This window comes from Scytonema sp. UIC 10036, assembly GCF_009725235.1.
Genome location: NZ_WJFC01000084.1, coordinates 37093 through 54547 on the forward strand (window position 1 = coordinate 37093; position 17455 = coordinate 54547).

At 40.3% G+C, this 17455-nt stretch carries 17 protein-coding genes and 2 pseudogenes; 13 read left to right on the forward strand and 6 right to left on the reverse strand.

What is annotated here, in order from left to right:
• Positions 1-4 precede the first annotated feature (4 nt).
• On the reverse strand, positions 5-409 hold the full coding sequence (locus F7734_RS32020) for a VOC family protein (RefSeq protein ID WP_155748591.1): 405 nt from the start codon (positions 407-409) through the stop codon (positions 5-7).
• 317 nt (positions 410-726) lie between these two features.
• On the opposite strand from F7734_RS32020, the pseudogene F7734_RS32025 reads away from it, so the two are divergent.
• The 10 genes and pseudogenes from F7734_RS32025 to F7734_RS32070 all read left to right on the forward strand — a co-directional run.
• A pseudogene (locus tag F7734_RS32025) lies at positions 727-1167 on the forward strand (alcohol dehydrogenase); the annotation flags it as partial.
• Positions 1168-1259: 92 nt separating this feature from the next.
• On the forward strand, positions 1260-1901 hold the full coding sequence (locus tag F7734_RS32030) for an IS607 family transposase (RefSeq protein WP_155748592.1): 642 nt from the start codon (positions 1260-1262) through the stop codon (positions 1899-1901).
• Positions 1901-3508, forward strand: coding sequence for an IS200/IS605 family accessory protein TnpB-related protein (locus F7734_RS32035; protein ID WP_155748593.1), 1608 nt, complete (start codon positions 1901-1903; stop codon positions 3506-3508). The genes F7734_RS32030 and F7734_RS32035 overlap by 1 nt, the downstream gene beginning before the upstream one ends.
• 91 nt (positions 3509-3599) lie before the next feature.
• A pseudogene (locus F7734_RS32040) lies at positions 3600-4106 on the forward strand (zinc-binding dehydrogenase); the annotation flags it as partial.
• 128 nt (positions 4107-4234) lie between these two features.
• The gene (locus F7734_RS32045) at positions 4235-5056 is read left to right on the forward strand and encodes a methyltransferase domain-containing protein (protein WP_155748595.1); all 822 of its coding nucleotides are present in this window, start codon (positions 4235-4237) and stop codon (positions 5054-5056) included.
• Between the two features lie 257 nt (positions 5057-5313).
• Complete coding sequence (locus tag F7734_RS32050) at positions 5314-5997, forward strand: glutathione S-transferase family protein (RefSeq protein WP_155748596.1); 684 nt, start codon at positions 5314-5316, stop codon at positions 5995-5997.
• A gap of 229 nt (positions 5998-6226) precedes the next feature.
• A complete protein-coding gene (locus F7734_RS32055; protein ID WP_347566322.1) occupies positions 6227-6832 on the forward strand; it encodes a helix-turn-helix domain-containing protein in 606 nt (201 codons plus the stop codon).
• A 124-nt stretch (positions 6833-6956) separates the two neighbouring features.
• A complete protein-coding gene (locus F7734_RS32060) occupies positions 6957-7487 on the forward strand; it encodes a DUF2141 domain-containing protein (RefSeq protein WP_155748597.1) in 531 nt (176 codons plus the stop codon).
• A gap of 188 nt (positions 7488-7675) precedes the next feature.
• Positions 7676-8719 carry a hypothetical protein gene (locus F7734_RS32065; protein ID WP_243147201.1) on the forward strand — a complete coding sequence of 348 codons (1044 nt, stop codon included), beginning with the start codon at positions 7676-7678 and terminating at the stop codon, positions 8717-8719.
• A gap of 384 nt (positions 8720-9103) precedes the next feature.
• Positions 9104-9364, forward strand: coding sequence for a hypothetical protein (locus F7734_RS32070; RefSeq protein ID WP_347566323.1), 261 nt, complete (start codon positions 9104-9106; stop codon positions 9362-9364).
• Here the strand turns inward: F7734_RS32070 and F7734_RS32075 are convergent.
• Together F7734_RS32075 and F7734_RS32080 are read right to left on the reverse strand one after the other, a co-directional pair.
• Positions 9336-10397 carry an RRXRR domain-containing protein gene (locus F7734_RS32075; RefSeq protein WP_166482278.1) on the reverse strand — a complete coding sequence of 354 codons (1062 nt, stop codon included), beginning with the start codon at positions 10395-10397 and terminating at the stop codon, positions 9336-9338. The genes F7734_RS32070 and F7734_RS32075 overlap by 29 nt on opposite strands.
• Before the next feature lie 365 nt (positions 10398-10762).
• Positions 10763-11071, reverse strand: coding sequence for a TIGR03792 family protein (locus F7734_RS32080; RefSeq protein WP_166482279.1), 309 nt, complete (start codon positions 11069-11071; stop codon positions 10763-10765).
• Between the two features lie 131 nt (positions 11072-11202).
• Here F7734_RS32080 and F7734_RS32085 point away from each other — a divergent pair, with 131 nt between their 5' ends.
• A complete protein-coding gene (locus F7734_RS32085; protein ID WP_155748599.1) occupies positions 11203-11526 on the forward strand; it encodes a phasin family protein in 324 nt (107 codons plus the stop codon).
• Positions 11527-11604: 78 nt separating this feature from the next.
• Positions 11605-12156, forward strand: coding sequence for an FKBP-type peptidyl-prolyl cis-trans isomerase (locus F7734_RS32090; protein ID WP_155748600.1), 552 nt, complete (start codon positions 11605-11607; stop codon positions 12154-12156).
• A gap of 67 nt (positions 12157-12223) precedes the next feature.
• Here the strand turns inward: F7734_RS32090 and dnaB are convergent, their stop codons facing one another.
• From dnaB to gloB, 3 genes are all read right to left on the reverse strand, one after another.
• The gene (gene dnaB / locus F7734_RS32095; protein ID WP_155748601.1) at positions 12224-14728 is read right to left on the reverse strand and encodes a replicative DNA helicase; all 2505 of its coding nucleotides are present in this window, start codon (positions 14726-14728) and stop codon (positions 12224-12226) included.
• A gap of 146 nt (positions 14729-14874) precedes the next feature.
• Positions 14875-15333 carry a 50S ribosomal protein L9 gene (gene rplI / locus F7734_RS32100; RefSeq protein WP_155748602.1) on the reverse strand — a complete coding sequence of 153 codons (459 nt, stop codon included), beginning with the start codon at positions 15331-15333 and terminating at the stop codon, positions 14875-14877.
• A 213-nt stretch (positions 15334-15546) separates the two neighbouring features.
• Positions 15547-16320: a hydroxyacylglutathione hydrolase gene (gene gloB / locus F7734_RS32105; RefSeq protein ID WP_155748603.1), complete on the reverse strand. Its 774-nt coding sequence runs from the start codon at positions 16318-16320 to the stop codon at positions 15547-15549.
• Positions 16321-16463: 143 nt separating this feature from the next.
• On the opposite strand from gloB, the gene F7734_RS32110 reads away from it, so the two are divergent.
• Positions 16464-17455: glycosyltransferase family 2 protein (locus tag F7734_RS32110; RefSeq protein WP_155748604.1), on the forward strand; the 992-nt coding region annotated here is incomplete at its 3' end.

Here is a 17455-nt window from a genome sequence, read left to right on the forward strand (position 1 = left end):
TTGCTTAAACAATCCTGCCACCAGTATGTGAGGAAGTTATTGTAATTAAGTAGCCATCCGGTCCAGTGAGAACAAAGGATTCGTGAACTCTACCGATTGTAATTTCAGAAGCCGTCAGTCCCCAGTCTGTGAAGGTTTGCCTTGCAGCTAAAATATCGTCCACCATCAGATCAAAGGGAGCATTTGTTCCCGATGAAATAGATTCTGATGTTTTTCTTATTACTAAGTGTGTTCCTCCCCTTAACTCTAAAACCGCAAATTCATCTGATTGAGTGATGTGTCGTAGCCCAAGCTTCAAGAAAAATTCAGTAGCTTTTGGGACATCAGTCACAACCAATCTTACATGACCTATTGCTACAGGTGGACGGTTATCCTGTTGATGTTTTGCAATTGTATCTTGTACTTGCATAAGAATTATTTAGTAGTAGATCATTAATCAAACTCTTTATTCAAATTTTCGTACCTTAAGTACAGCACTTAACAGCAAATTACATATGACAAATTATTAATTATTAATAAAGTGCTTGCTTACTGCAATTATCTGTGATACCTTACTTTTCTAAGTTTTCTAATTATGTAAAACTTATCGACTTACCGTAGATTATCAGATATTACTAAGATAGTCAAAGAAGTTTAGATTCAGAAAAGATTGGAAGCCTAAGTAAAAACAATCAAAAATTGAGTATAAAAAGTTAATTTTATTTACTTAACGTAAGGATGTTTTCTATGGGTAAAATACGTGCTGTGATTGTCGATCCAAACGTGCAAGGACGTTTGGCGCTCCATGAGGTAGATGCACCAACACCTGCTCCCAATCAAGCCATAGTCAGAGTCGCAGCAATTTCCTTAAATCGAGGAGAAGTCAGGCGATCGACTACTGCAGATGCGGGTTGGCAGCCCGGTTGGGACTTAGCAGGTACAATAGAAACTCCTGCGGGTGATGGATCTGGTCTCCCTCAAGGAGCACGTGTAGTAGGCTTGGTACGTTCCGGTGCTTGGGGGGAACTTGTACCTGTTTCTACAGATGCTCTCGCCGAACTCCCTGCCAACGTATCCTTTGCTCAAGCTGCAACACTACCTGTAGCCGGTTTAACCGCATACCACGCGTTGCTTAAGGGCGGTTCTCTTCTAAGTCGTCCAGTTTTAATTACAGGTGCATCAGGAGGGGCTAGGAACTGTAAGTTAATTGTTAGACAAATATTGACATTCTTTCCAGAATGAGCAAGTATAGTGAGGTAGTCTATATCAGTTGAGTTGATATGGAAAGTACATCAGAAGTGACGATTAGTATTGGAGATGCAGCAAAAGAATTAGGCGTCTCCACGAAAACTTTAAGACGTTGGGCAGATTCAGGAAAGATTAAATCAGAACGTTCACCCACAGGTCAAAGAAGATTTTTTCTGGCTGATATTAAACGTATTACACCACGAGACCTCAAGCAATTAGATGAACGCATAACCATTAACTATGCTCGTGTTTCAAGCCACGACCAAAAAGCAGATTTAGTTCGTCAAGCTCAAGTTTTAGAAGCTTTTAGCAGTGCTAATGGATGGCAGTTTGAAACCATTCAAGACTTAGGATCGGGTCTGAACTACCAGAAAAAAGGTCTTCAAAGACTGCTCAAACGCATAATGCAAGGAGATGTCAGCCGTCTTGTACTGACGCACAAAGATAGGTTATTAAGATTTGGTGCGGAGTTGGTTTTTGCAATCTGTGAGGAATTTGAAACTGAAGTGGTCATTATTAATAAGACCAACGAAGAAATTACCTTTGAGCAAGAGTTAGTACAAGACATGATTGAATTGATTACAGTATTTTCAGCGCGGATGTATGGCGCTAGAAGTAAGAAGAATAAAAAATTAATCGAGGGAATATCTAATGTAATTGAGGGGAACAGGTAATGCCGCAAGTTTACCAAACATATGTGACTCAGATTGATAATAATTTAACGGGTGAAATACAGACTCTTGAGATGTTAGAAAAGTTTTCACCTGTAGCAGCCGAAATGTCTCTTGTGGCATTAGACGGCTTGCAAAGTGACATAAAAAAAGAGAAGTTAAACTCTTTAATTCAAAACTCTTTTAAAGTAAATAAGCGCCATGCCAACAGTGTCATTAATTTTGTTTCAGGTGAGTTAGAATCGGCTTCATTGTGCCAGAAAAGACATCTAGATACGCTAGACGCTAAACTAAAATCAGTTAAGGCAGAAATTGAACGGTTGACCAAACGACTGAAGAATCACCGGGAATATGTCCGTGCCGTAGAGATATATAATAAAGCCATCAAATATCCCCAAAAAACTAAAGCAGGAAAGCTGAAAAAGGTATCTGTACTTAAGAAAACACCTGAGTTTGATGACGCCTGTCCCATTAATGGTCAACCACATGGTAAAACTTACTTACAATTAGCTAAACAGCAATTACATCAGAAAAAGCGCTCCTTTAGGATGTATTTAGACCGGAGGGCTGCATTTGTTCAACGCGGCGTCAAGGTTAATCTGGGTAACCTAGGGAAAGTAACATTTGTTGGTAGTACCAACGAAACTAACAGTAATCAAATATGTCAGCTAATTCCAGATGTTATTCCACTGCTTAAAATTCGTGTTCCTTATTTTCTAGAAGAAACGTTTGGCGAACAAGTACAGTTACCACTCTACAAAATTAATAATCATGGTTATGACAAGATAGTTACCGCTTGGGCATTAAACAACGCGCTCACCTATGTATTTAGCAAAAATAACAAAGGGAAGTGGGTAGTCGCTATTACTTGTTTAGTTAACTTTTCTATCACTAGTGATGATAAATATGCAGGGTGCATAGGTTTAGATATTAATCCCGGATCTATTGGTTGGTGTGCTACAAATCGGCACGGAAATCCTGTAGCATGGGGAAAAGTCAATTTAGATCTGCATTCATGCTCAACTGACCAAACAGAAGCAAGATTGGCTGATGCTATTACAGAACTGACCAACAGAGCGCTAGCTACATTGAAACCAATTGTTATTGAGAAGTTAGACTTTTCGGAAAAGAAGAAACAGTATAAACGCGGTCGGAAATACAATCGAATGTTATCCGGTTTTGCATATGCCAAGTTCAAAGAATTGTTAAAAGCTAGATGCTTAAAACTAGGCATCAAGATTATTGAGGTAAGTCCCAAATATTCTAGCCAGATCGGCGTTGTCAAATATATGAGACGCTATGGTATGGGAAGCGACAGTGCGGCGGGTCTAGTTTTAGCGCGTCGTGGGATGAACATTTACTATGAGAGAATGCCAGCGAGATACGCCTTTCAGACTTCGATTCAACCCGAAGCTCGTCAGCACGTCTTTGCACATTGGCAGAGATTCAATAAGCATTACTTGAAGCCCGGTTCTCGTAATGCTTGGTTCGGTACACCTACTCTAACAGGGTCTGCGGGTGACGGCTTGGCGAACACCGGAAATCTTGGGTTTCTAAAGCTTCGGCACAAGCATGGGAGTCCTAATCCCCATCCGTCTGTGAAGGCGTGAATCCTTCAAGGGAGGAAAGATTGACCGCTATCTTTCCGGTTTTTCCAACATTATCCACTTGTGGGTAACTTTGGGTAAACTTTATCGAGCGGTAGGACATTTTGCGATTCAACTAGCACAGTTATCAGGAGCGCATATAGTTGCACACATTCGTCACCCAGATTACGAAGCTTTGGTGAAAGCGGCAGGAGCACAGTCGGTTGTCATTGGCGAAGATCTCTCACCTGCCAGTGAATTTGGTCCTTATCATTTGATTTTAGACTCTGTAGGCGGCGCAGTACTTGGTACAGGCCTTGGCTTATTAGCACAAGATGGTGTGTTAGTACTGTTTGGTACATCAGCAGGGTCTGAAGTAACATTTAATGCTTCACGCTTTTATGGAACTGGCGGTGCAAGTTTATATGGTCTGATTCTGTTCCATGAATTAAAACGCGAATCCGCAGCAGTAGGTCTGAAACGGCTTGCGAATTTAGTAGCTACAGGTCAATTGCGTCCTCATATTGAAGTGGAAGCGCCTTGGACACAAGTCGCTGAGGTAGCACAGCAATTACTCAATAGGCGCTATGTTGGTAAAGCTGTATTGCATATCGATCGGTGACCAGTGACAAATGAGTAGGGGCGCAACGCGTTGCGCCCTTACAGTGGTGAGTAGTTAGTAGTTAAAATTGACTAACAACCAAATAAAAATTCCTCATTATGCGTCATAGAATAGAGGCCGTAAAAAATATGGTAATTAGCGACACATGGAATCCCACCCAATATGAAAAATTTCAAGCAGAAAGAAGCCGCCCATTCTATGACTTAGTAAATATGGTACGCAGCCAAGAGGGTATGCGAGTTCTAGATCTTGGTTGTGGAACGGGAAAGTTGACAAAATACTTGCACGAAACAACAGCAGCACGAGAGACAATTGGGTTGGATGCTTCAGAGAAGATGTTGCAGGCAGCACGTGAGTTTGAAGGGCACGGGTTGCGGTTTGAGCAAGGACGTATTGAAGAAAACTCCGTACAGGGCAAATTTGATTTAGTGTTTTCTAATGCTGCTTTGCAGTGGGTCACAGGACACGAGGTATTATTTGAAAAGTTACGTGCAAAACTGCAATTAGGCGGACAACTTGCTGTACAAGTTCCTGCAATGGATTCAGAACCAGTACATACTGTAGCCGCAGAGGTAGCACAGGAATTCAGTCAAGAATTAGGGGGATATGTACGGCGCTTAGAGGTGTTATCACCGGAAAAGTATGCGCGGCTACTTTATAAATTGGGGTTTGTAGAACAAGAAGTGAGGTTGCAAATATACGGACACGTATTGCCATCACGAGAAGCAGTTATAGAGTGGTATCGGGGAACATTACTGACTGCCTATGAGCAACAACTAGATACAGAAACATACGAGCGATTTATACAACGGTATCGCGAGAAGTTGATGGAGTATTTAGAAGATGAAAGCCCGTTCTTTTTTCCGTACAAACGCATACTCATATGGGGTCGTCTATCTGTATGCTGTGGGTTTGACGCAAACAGTTTACCTTTGTCCCCTGACGTATGAATACTGTAACTGATGTAAAAAGACTTGTGTTTTTGCAAAGACTGTGAAATACTTCTATCTAAATATACGGTAATTTGGGCGATAAATAGTACTATTTATTTGGCTAGTACAAATACTTGCTAGCTAAATTTATAGTTCATCAAAGGAGCAGGGGGTATAGTACAAGTCTCTCCCCTTGTAACCTCCATTCCGTGGCTCCCGCTCTCTGCTCCCTAACGCCTTTCATTTTTTACAGCACTAAATAAGGAAATAGTCAAATGAGCACCATCCAGCTTTACTTTGCCAAAGGCTCTACTTTTTCTCAAAGAACTCGTGTTGTTGTGCTAGAAAAAGGAATTGACTTTACCCCTATTGAAATTGACTTACAAAACAAACCAGAAGCATTTACTCAAGTTTCTCGCTATGGCAAAGTCCCAGCCATCAAACATAATGATGTCGCGATTTATGAGTCTGCCATCATCAACGAGTATCTTGATGAAGTCTTTCCAGAACCACCTTTATTGCCGAGCCATCCAGCATCTCGTGCGATCGCCCGCATCTGGATCGACTACGCCAACACTCGCCTTGTACCTGCGTTTAACAAATTCTTACGTGGAAAAGATACGCAAGAACGAGAACAGGGACAAAGAGAATTCTTGGAATCTCTGTTGTACATTGAGCAAGAAGGCTTAAGCAAGCTATCTGGTAATGGTCCGTACTGGTTGGGCGAAACGTTCTCCTTAGTTGATATCAGCTTCTATCCTTGGTTTGAACGCTTACCTCTGTTAGAACATTTCCGCAACTTTACTTTACCTACAGAGACACCCCGCTTGCAGAAATGGTGGAGTGTAGTGCGCGATCGCGAATCAATACGGGCAGTTGAAAATCCTGTCAGCTATTACATAGAACGATTCACCAAGATACTTGGTGAACCAGCTGCTGTCGGTGCGTCTCAAAAGTAAAGTAACTATGGGCTCACGAGCAATGGACTGTTGTTGATCGATACTTCACCGATTTGCTTGTGCCGTCCGATCCCGCACTAGCTGCGACGCTTCAAGCTAGCGCCGCAGCTAGTTTGCCGATCGCACTCGTAAATTAACTTAATTTTTTAATTCTAACTCTTGACACATTACCTAAATTTTTGTTAAATTTCTTATCAATTAAGCCTACCGAACGTTCACTAATATAGTAGTGATTCCTGATTCTCAAGACCCAATCTCAGATAAACAAGCAGATGGGCGAAATCGCATTCTTGATGTGGCTGAATCGCTGTTCCAAGCGAGAGGTTACACTGCGGTAACGATGCGTGACATCGCTAAAGCGGTAGGGATGCGTCAAGCATCGCTTTATTATCATTTTTCCAGTAAAGAGGAACTATTCGTTTCTGTCAGGGAGCGTTTGTTTGAACGTCATCGAGTTGGATTACAGAACGTGCTAAACCGAGCAGAGGGAGAGTTGCGATCGCAACTTGAGGGAGTTGCCGATTGGTTTCTTTCTCAACAGCCCATCAACTTTCACAGCATGATGCAGGCAGATATGCCTTCTCTCAGTCAGGAAGCTAGGGTACGTCTTTCAAATGCAATTAACCAAGCCATCTTTGAACCTGTTGGACAAGTCTTTACAACTGCTCAAGCAAATCATCGAATTAGTGCTGTTCGACCGAAATTGCTTGTCGGCTTTCTGCTGTCTTTATTAGAAAGTGTCTCTGTTGTTTATTCTTCAGAACCTGTGTCCCATAAGAGGGAGATAGTTAATGAGATGATCTTGATTTTGCTAGAAGGAATTCAAAGGCGTTAATTTTTTTGGTTGTTGCCTACCGAGCGTTAGGTAAATCTTTTCGCATTCTTGTTTTGACGAGTCATGCTTTGAAGCTACTGAGCGTTCAATAGAAATCTATAAAACCCTATAAAGGAGATGCAAAATGCACAGATATAGTAAATTGTTAACTACCCTGAATGCAAAAGAAATTAAAGTAAGACAACCGATAGGCTTGCTGAAACTTTTAGCTGTTACCTTGGTTCTTCCAATAGTTGGAGGAATAGCGAGTCCATCCTCTGCGGGACTCAAACAAAAGAGTCAGTTAACCGTTGAGATTAAGGGGCTGAAAAATCAACAAGGGCAAGTTTGTTTAAGTTTATTTGCAAGTAGTAGAGGCTTTCCTAGCAACAGTTCTAGCGCCATACAAAGTCAATGCGTAGCAAGCGCAACAATGCCATTATCAATTACCTTTAAGAATTTACAACCAGGAAGTTATGCTGTTGCGGTTCTTCATGATACCAATAGCGACAAAAAAGCGAATCGCAATGGTTTAGGAATTCCACTGGAAGGATTTGGATTTTCAGAAAATCCAGTTATCCTGACTGGTCCACCCAAATTTAATGATGCTGCTGTTCTAGTGGCGGGTTCAACTACAAATATTCAAATTCAGTTGAATTATCTTTTAGGCGGCTAGCTTTGTTATTTTAAGGCAAAGAGTTTTGTACATTGAAAATGCTTATGCTGTGATGCTCATAGGAATGTCTATTGCAGTCAATTCTTCAAATGTTTGTGGCTGCATAAATTCTACATATTGACTTACAAGTGTAGGAGGGAGCAATTCCAGCATACGTTTATTTTCTACCCAAAGTTCTATAACCTTAAATGGATCGCGATCGCATAATCATACTTGAAAGTAAATGTATTTTGCTATCAGCTACTCCCTATAACAAAACCTATCTTGATCTATCAGCACAATTAGGGTTATTTGTTCCGGAAGATGAAGATTTGGGATTCCGACCTGAAGCTTTAATCAATGAGTTAGGAGGTGGTTCAGTAGGAGAATTAGAATTTATCAGAAAGCACCAATGTTCTGTGCGTTCGTTAGCTGCTTTTGAAAAAAGCGAACATCCCGATGACTGGCGAGAATTGATGAAACGTTATATGGTGCGGCGAACTCGTTCATTTATTAAAGAGAATTATGCCTACACCGATCGAATAGGTCGGAAGTATTTAGAATTTTCTGATGGCAGACATTCGTATTTTCCAGATCGTATACCTCGAACTGTAAAATTTTTGCTTGAAGGTTCTGATACTGACTTGTATTCTCGCCTTTACTCTGAGTCAATCATAGAGGTCATTAATCAACTAAATCTTCCTCGGTATGGGCTGGGAAATTATGTTGTTAATAAACACAAACAACCAGTAACAGAAACAGAACAAAATCAACTCAATGCATTATTTCGTGGTGGAAGAAGGTTAATGGGATTTTCCCGTACCAATTTATTTAAACGTTTAGAAAGTAGTGATATTGCCTTTCTTCAATCAATTGAACGTCATATTTTAAGAAATTTCATTTATTTATATGCAATTGAACAAGGACATGATATTCCAATTGGGACTCAAGAAGCTGATTTATTAGACACTCGCAATAATGATGAAGATACTGATTCTGTGGCAACTACTTTGTTTGACGAGGAAACAGAAGATGAAGATATTACCCTTATTTATTCTCCTGTAGAAAAAGAAGAAATTTTGCCTTCCGTAACAGCAATGAGAGCTACAGAAAAGAGATTTCGTCAAAAAGCAGAGTCAATTTACAAAGAATATGCTACTCGGTATAAACGTCGGTTTAAATGGCTGCGTGCTACTCTTTTTGACGTTAAAAAACTAAAACGGGATTTATTACTGTACGTTCGCTTATTTTGAGATCCAAAGGGGAATTAAAGCCTTAATGTAAAAGGAAAAAGAGGATTTTTACGTGAACCATTATTTTTGTGTAAAATTTGTGACCATTCAAAAAGGCTAAGAGAGGCGGTTATTTAAGCCGTAGGCATAGGATAAATCATAAAATGACCAAAAGCTCCTATGGGACTAAAAATGCCTGAATCCATTTCACAGCCTGAATTACAACCCCTGTAAAGCTTAATTAAATCTTGCGGTTAAAAATGAGCGAACGTACAGTTATTAGCAGATGCCAAAGCGCTTATCAACGTCTTACAATATTGTGGCAAGTGGAAGCCCGAAGAAGATGAAAAACTGGCCGCGTTAGTCAAACTGCTAACGCAAACTCACTCTAAAGATAAAGTACTAATTTTTACTCAATTTGCCGATACAGTACGATATCTGACTGACAATTTGCAGGCAAGAAATGTTACTCATGTTGCAGGAGTTACAGGTCAATCTAAAGATCCAACTGAATTGGTAGGAAGATTTAGCCCTGCAAGTCATGGAAAACGCGATCGCATTTCACAAGCAAACGAATTGCGTGTTCTAATTGCTACTGACGTCCTAAGTGAAGGTCATAATCTGCAAGACTGTGCAATTATGGCTCTTCAGTACTTGTTATGCTAAAATAACAAGTACTGAAGAGCCTAATGTTTTTTCCTTTTTGAGTTGTACGGACATAATCGCCAGAACGAAAACCGAAGGGCGTAATTGTTCCTCCAAGTCGCTTGAGTATTCCTCCTTTTTGATACTCTTCTTGGTGCAATTTTCTGCGAAATAACTTTGGACGAGTCATGACAATGAATGGTGTAGGTGTTACTTTGCACATTCCTACCCAGTGATATCCGTGAGTGTTAGCGGTTTGGAACGGAACATATTGAATAAAGTGATTGGCAGCGAGAGCGATTGCGTCATTGCCATGTGTTTCAATAGTCTGTTTTGACTTATCGGACTTATCTTTAATTAAACCGAGTTGATTTCTTAATCCTTCTGTATTACGACTATCTACGAGAACAACTAGGACAATTTTAGAAATTTCTTTTCTAAACCACTCTTGACCCACAGTTAAAGGCGAAATACCACAACCATTTTTCTGTGTGTCGCCACCGCAATCTTCGTCTCTTAAAGTGCAGTAAGGAATAATTTTGATAGCTTCTTGTAAAATTCTTAACTCCATCAACCGATTAGCCCTAACTGACGGAGGCAGCTTAGAACCACGTCGGTTATTAAATTTTTTCTGTCTGTGATTGCGAATCTTAAATGGTTTGGTTCGATCTATTCTTCTTCCCCTCCGACTTCGACGCAACTCTTTTCTTTTCGCCATCTTACCAGTGATTGATTGACGGTCTTTTTTCTTTTTCTTCGATTTGTAAAATCCTGGCAATACAGCATGAATAACTGCTATTGTGGCTAGCTTAGATTGAAAAGCGATTCCCGTAAAACACTTCCCTCTATCCGTTGAAGCTGCAATGTCTTGCAGTTCATGTCCTGATGGCTCGCTATTTAATTGAACATAAAAAATCCCGATAACCGAACGCTTGGGAATTGCTTTTCCTGACTCTATCCACTTCCTTGCTCTCGCGCCAGTTGTGGGCATCAGGGGTTTGTTATCTGGCGAGACAACTGGTACTCTTGTAACTTGTCGATTTTGATTTTTCATTCCTTTATTAGGGATATTAGGGATAACCCAATAAACTGTGTTTGTTATTTTTGGTAACGTCCCTCCGGTCATTTTAGTAGCCGCATCTCTTCTTCTCACAGAAGCCAATTAGTTTGTCCGAACTAGGGAAATATTCGGAAGTAATTTACTACTAAAACTTAGAACTGGGTGCTGGCTTTCTTAACAACGTATAATGCCCTTTGTAACGAGCTTTTGACTCTCCCCAGTGACCTAACCAACTCTTGCGGTGCCTATTGAGAGCTAAAGACTGGCTTTAGTTTTTGGCAAGCCTACACCTACCCGAAGGGAGGTGTAGGTAGTTGACGGCAGGTTTTTAACCCATGTTATTCATTTGGGAACGTAACTCACTTTTGGGGGAACTTCCTCACTTGATACTCTTCTGACTCTACGATGTTTTGTGGAAATCCCAGTGCTTGAGTAAACTTTTGTTCAATTGCCTCTAAATCAGCTTGGGGTACTGCTTTCCACTGTTCTCGTGTAGCCCAACGGACGATCAAGACAACTTCTGTAGCATTATTTGGGTCGATCCACACTTCTTTTTCCAAGAACCCTGGATACTTGGCAAGCGCTGCCGTCCAAATTTCTGCATCCTTCAGGATAAATTTTTCCCGTTGTGCGGGCGGAACTTTCACCTTAAGTAGCTCGATAACCACACTATTGATTCCCCGTATTTGTTTGTCAGAATAGATATGTACTCTATATTAATTAACCTTAGTGGCATAGGTCTATAGCGTAGATTTATGAAAAAGGGTTTTTTGCTTTGAAACAATCAATTATTGGGATTATGGACAACAACAACTGGATGCAGCAGTTATTAATGTTGGGTATTGGCACAACATCGCTAGTGGCTGATAAAGTGAGGGAAGCAAGCGATCGCCTTGTTAAAGATGGCAAGCTCGATCCCGAACAGGCGAAAGCGGTTATGGATGATATGGTACAGCAATTAAAGTCGGAGCAGGGAACTTGGGATGCCCAAATGCAACGGCAACTACGGAATATGTTGCAGGATTTGGGGGTTGCTCGTCAGTCAGAAGTAGATGAATTGCGCGGTAGGATAGATCGCTTGGAGCGTCAAGTCCGCGATTTAGAAAATAAGCTTTGGCGTTAGCGATCGCTTTGTGTTTTAAACTAAATTTTGTTGTGCTGGTCATCTTATTACCAGACTTCCTTAGTAGGGAGGACTATTTTGAAAGGAATTTTACTCAGTGTGGGGTTCATGCTGGTTTGTGTTGTCGTCTTGGTTGTGGCACAAGTAGGTAGTAACAACCAGAACACGGCGACTGCGGCACAGATGACCGATACAACTCCAGCACCCACTCAAGCAACTGAAAACAATACCTTAATTGCAAGCAAAGCTATGTCTGAAGCTAATGCCTCTAATGCACCCTCTGGAGCTAATGCAGTTACTACACCCTCTGGATTAAAGTATGTTGAACTTAAGGAGGGAACTGGAGCAACTCCTAAAACCGGACAGACGGTTGTAGTTCACTACACCGGTACCTTGGAAAATGGGAAGAAGTTCGATAGTTCACGCGATCGCAACCAACCATTTTCATTTAAACTTGGTGTCGGACAAGTCATTAAAGGTTGGGATGAAGGACTCAGCACTATGAAAGTCGGAGGTCGTCGTCAGTTGATTATACCTTCCGAGCTAGGTTACGGTGCTCGCGGTGCAGGTGGCGTTATTCCACCTAATGCTACCCTCATTTTTGATGTGGAATTGTTGGATGTTAAGTAATAGTTAGTGGTTAGTGGTTAGTGGTTAGTAGCTTTCTTCCAACTAACAACTAACCACTTACTAATTGTTAATATCCACCCGGTCTAGCTAAATTTTTAAACTTGGTAAATTGTGGGTCGAATAAGAGTTTGACAGTACCTGTTGGACCGTTACGGTGTTTGGCTATGATGACTTCGGCAATTCCGCGATCGGGAGTATCACTGTTATAGTATTCATCCCTGTACAGCATTATGACTAAATCCGCGTCCTGTTCGATCGAACCCGATTCTCTTAGATCGGATAACATTGGTCGCTTGTTGGTGCGAGATTCTACCCCTCTACTTAACTGAGATAAAGCAATGATGGGAACAGATAATTCACGGGCTAAACCTTTGATGCTGCGGGTAATTCTCGATAATTCTTGTACGCGATTATCTCCTGCTCCTTCCATCAGTTGCAAGTAATCTAGAATAATCAAACCGAGTTCGGAACCAATTTCTGCTTGCAAGCGCCGTGCCTGACTCCGCATTTCTGTAACTGTAATATTGGGAGTATCGTCAATATAAATTGGCATCTCCGTCAGCGTACTAATAGCACGGCTTAAAGGTTCCCATTGTGTCTGGCTAATTCTTCCACTTCGCAAGTAACCACTTTCAATTCCTGCTTCGCTGGCTAGTAACCTTTGTACGAGTTGCTCTTTCGACATTTCTAAACTAAATACAGCAACTGGTAATTTATAAGAAGCTGCAACATTGTGAGCAAGGTTTAAACAGAACGCAGTGTTGTGAACACAAATATCATTGGCTACAAAATTGTGGCTGACGGGAATTGTCAAATCGTACACTTGTTTATAGCCTAGTGGCTCAATAGAAATGATTTGATCCCAATAAATATCTCCTGTTACTAAATTTTGTAATGGCATCTCTTCTAATGCAGTTGCTTTAGCTGCTGCTATTTGCTTCCCTATTTCGACTGGAACAAGATGTCTATTGGTTTTATATCTCTTTGTAATTAAAGCCGCTTCTACTTGTAATAAAGCTGTTTCCTTCCCAAAAATCCCAATCTCTGAAATAAAAGTTTTGATCGAATTAGCATCAGTAATATCTAATTGCCAAGCTAATCGGTTACTATCTTCAGATTCGATAAATCGCTGCTTTAAAGTTGCAATTACGCCAAATCTTAGTAGTAAGTGTTGTATTTGTCTTGCTAGTTTTTCGCTAACAGTGCTATATCCTAATTGTAACTGACTGCTTTCCTGAACAGTTGCACATCCATCTGTTGCAAAGAGACGGTTGAGGAATAAAGCAACTTGCGATCGCTCTAATTGAAAAACAAAAGCGGGAATTGTTTGTGTGTTAGCTTTCTTTCCCCAGAATCCTAAGTCTTCCAACCATTGAATGAGAGGATTTTTTTGTTCTTGGCTTCTTGTCGTATCCAGTGTTAAAGCCGGGTTGAAACAGTTTTCTCTGGCAACTTTTAATTGAGAACCAAAACACTTAGCAGCATGGATAAAGTCTTGTTGAATTATAGAATTTGTATGAGTAAATTCCGGTGTCGTGTCTGTTAAGGAAGCATCTCCTATAAAGTAAGCTAACAATTTAACTTCACACTCACGGACTTTCTTTGTACCAAATATATTTATTTGGCGAGGGACAGCAATTCTAGTTCCTACAGTCAGTTCTGAAAGGGGATGCCATCCATCAATGGTTAAATAGGGATGAGTAATAGTCGTCTCAACAGACCTTCCCAATTGAGTTGTAACACGAAAAATAGGTTTAATGCCGTCATCAATAAATGCCGAAGGTTGAGTTATCTGGAGTTTCCAATCATCTGTTAGGGTCAACAATTCTGCTTGATGTTGCTGATAAATTTCTTCGATAGTAGAAATTGAGCCATCTGCTAATACGATTTCTGTATCATGGACGATACATTTCCCCATTGACGGACGTCCTGCAACAATAATCAGATCGGAACGCTGAAAACCACTCGTTAATGCGTCCAAGTCATAAAAACCACAGGGAATTCCTGGTAAAGCAATACCTTGATTGCGAGTTTCTATATCTTGGAAGGCATTAATTAACGTGTTCTCAATATGAACTAAACCAACTTGAGGGCGATCCTGAGTAACGTTAAAAACTTTTTGTTCTGCTTGGTCGAGAACAATAGGAAGTTCGGTTTCTGTCTGATAACCCAGTTGTACAATGTCATTACCTGCTTTTATGAGCTGACGTCGCAGGAATTTGTCCACCACCAACTCTGCTAAAGCATCAATGTTAACGGCTGACACCGTGCGGTCTACCAGTGTAGCGAGTTTATTTCTTCCACCAACACGGGTTAACAGATCGCGATCATTGAGCCAGTTGATAACTGCCAGTAAGTCTGTGGGTTTCCCTTGATTGTGCAGGGACAACGTGGCTTGATAAATATCTTTATGAGCACTGATATAAAAGGCTTCTGGGACTAGGCGATCGCGCACCCTGTTAATTGCTTCTGGGTCTAGCAGTATACCTCCGAGTATAGCTTCTTCTGCCTCTATATTTTGGGGAGGGAGACGATCTATGGAATTGCCTTGAAAGTTGAGTTCTTCAGACATAAAAGAATTTCTTTAGAGTTTTTCAATACAAATGAACTATTACTCTTATAAACCAAAATTTGTTCATCTAATAAAAAGACGCTGCAATGCAACGTCTCTTTACAATACGTATAGATTTTTACAAGAAATTTATTTTGTGAATCAGCTTAGCTAGCGACCACTTCGATTTTGACTTTCGCTGTTACGTCTGTAAACAGCTTAACATCGGCTTCGTAAGTTCCTAATTTGCTAATGTCTGGTATGGTAATACCACGGCGATCCACTTCTAGCCCTGTAATTTGTTGAATAACGTCTGCCACTTCTTGGGTGGTCACAGTACCGAAAATAGCATCCCCTTCACCAACTTGTTTGGCGATGTTGTAACTACTTACCTTTTCTATGGTTGCTTTTTGTTCTTGAGCTTGTTGCTTCAGTTCTAGTTGTCTTTGACGTTCTAGTTCGCGCCGACGCTCAACTTGCTTCAAAATTCCAGGAGTTGCTTTAGTTGCTAATTTTTTAGGAACTAGATAGTTCCTAGCATAGCCAGGAGCGACTTCTACTAGGTCGCCGGATTTTCCCAGCTTGCTTACGTCTTGAGTTAGTACTAATTGTACGCGTTTCGCCATCTTTGTTCTTGTTTCTCTACTGTCGTTAAAATATTAATCGCTTGAGCTTCGTACTGCCATCGCTTACATCGTAGCTTTATCCTGAGAAGCAAGAGCGTTTATCATCAAACCTAAAGATTATAGCGAAAAATTTGTGCGATCGCAACTATTTTTTAGCTAATGGCTAATGGTTAATGGCTAATTGCTCCAAAACCATTAGCTATTAGCCATCAGCTAGAATTGGTCTTTCATTCCCCGTAATCGTGCAAAGGTTTGTACGGCATCGCGACTGTTGACGGCTGATTGTAACGTTGGCTGTTCCCACCGTAAAAAGGGGTTTGTACGCTTTTCGACTCCTAGTAACGAGGGAACGGTAGCTTCTCCTTGATTGCGTTCGACTTTGACTTGTTCAAAGCGGTTTTGTAAGTCTGTGTTACTCGCATCTACAGTCAGGGCAAATTGCAAATTTTTCAAAGTATACTCATGAGCGCACCAGACACGAGTATTATCTGGTAAAGAGCGAAGTTTGCTCAGGGAATCTACCATTTGTGTTGGTGTTCCTTCAAACAAACGACCGCAACCTCCTGCAAATAAAGTGTCGCCACAGAATAATTCACCTGTTTCACCCGGATTTGTCGGGGGAAAGTAGTAAGCAATATGAGCGCGGGTGTGTCCGGGAACGAAGATAATTTCAGCTTCTCGATCTGCAAATGAAATGCGATCGCCCTCCTCTAAAAACACCTTTTGTCCTGGTATTCTGCCCTTATCTTCAGCACCTCCATAAACAGTTAAGTGTGGAAATTGCTGAATAAGTTTATCATTGCCGCCAACATGGTCATGATGGTGGTGGGTGTTCAAAATTGCTACTAATTCAGCTTGTAGCTCTTGTAGTTTACGTAATACAGAAGTAGCTTCTGCTGGATCGACAACAGCCGCAATATTTCGCTTTGGATCGTGTAGCACAAAGATGTAATTGTCTGAGAGTGCTGCTAAACGGATGACTTGCATTTTTTGTAACTCCTGACGAATTAATCTATTACACTTATGATAGTTATTAGCAGTAATTTCACTGATTTTATACTAATTTTAACTACCATTGTCATTAAACAATAAGACGAACAAGAGACAAAACACACAAGGATAATTGACAGATGGCACCATTAGTATCGATTATTATTAATTGTTTTAACCAAGGTCACTACCTTGAGCGTTCAGTTAAAAGTGTATTATCACAAACTTTTACCGATCTTGAATGCTTGGTTATAGATGATGGTTCTACCGATCGTACTTGTCAAGTAGTTGAGCAATTAATGCAAACAGACACGCGAGTTAAATACTATTCAAAAGAAAATAGCGGCCTTCCTTCATCTCGCAATTTTGGATTTCAAAAAGCTAAGGGTGAATGGATTAAGTTTTTAGATGCAGATGATTGGATTCATGAAGATAAAATTAGATTTCAATTGAGCTATTTAGAACAAGTTAATCCTAAGGAAGATATAGTTTTTTATTCTGATTATCAACGAGTCTTTATAGATACCAATGAAAAGATTATTAGTACTCAAGACAATATCATTAGTTCATTAACGAGAGAAGAATTTATTCAACGTTTACTCATTCCAGACTTTCTAGTAAGTTCACCTCATCCTGCTCTTCAACAAGCTATGCTAATGAAGAAAAGCGTATTGATTAAGACAAAGTTTCCAGAACACTTAAAAGCATTGGGAGATAGATATTTTGCTATAGCTATTTTAAAAGCAGGTGCAAATTTCGTATATACTCCGATGATTGGCGCTTACTACACCAAGCATCAATCAAATCGAACTAACAATTGGAATTACATGAAAAATTATTACCTTTTATTTTATGAATCTATTACTCAACATTACCCCGAACTCAATCAAAATTGTTCGGTAGGATTGGAATATTTATTGGAAGAAGCAATTAGAGAAAAAGAAAAAGAAAATTTTGAAAGATTGCTTAAAATCGTACCAATGCCAGTTCACCTACTTCACAAAAAAATTACGATTGATAACAAATTTTTTCTGAAACTGCTTAGAAACTTTAGAAATATAACTCCTGGTTTTTTATTATACGAGAAATATCGCGGTCCTCGCTCAAAAAAAATAATATCTTTTGTTAGAAC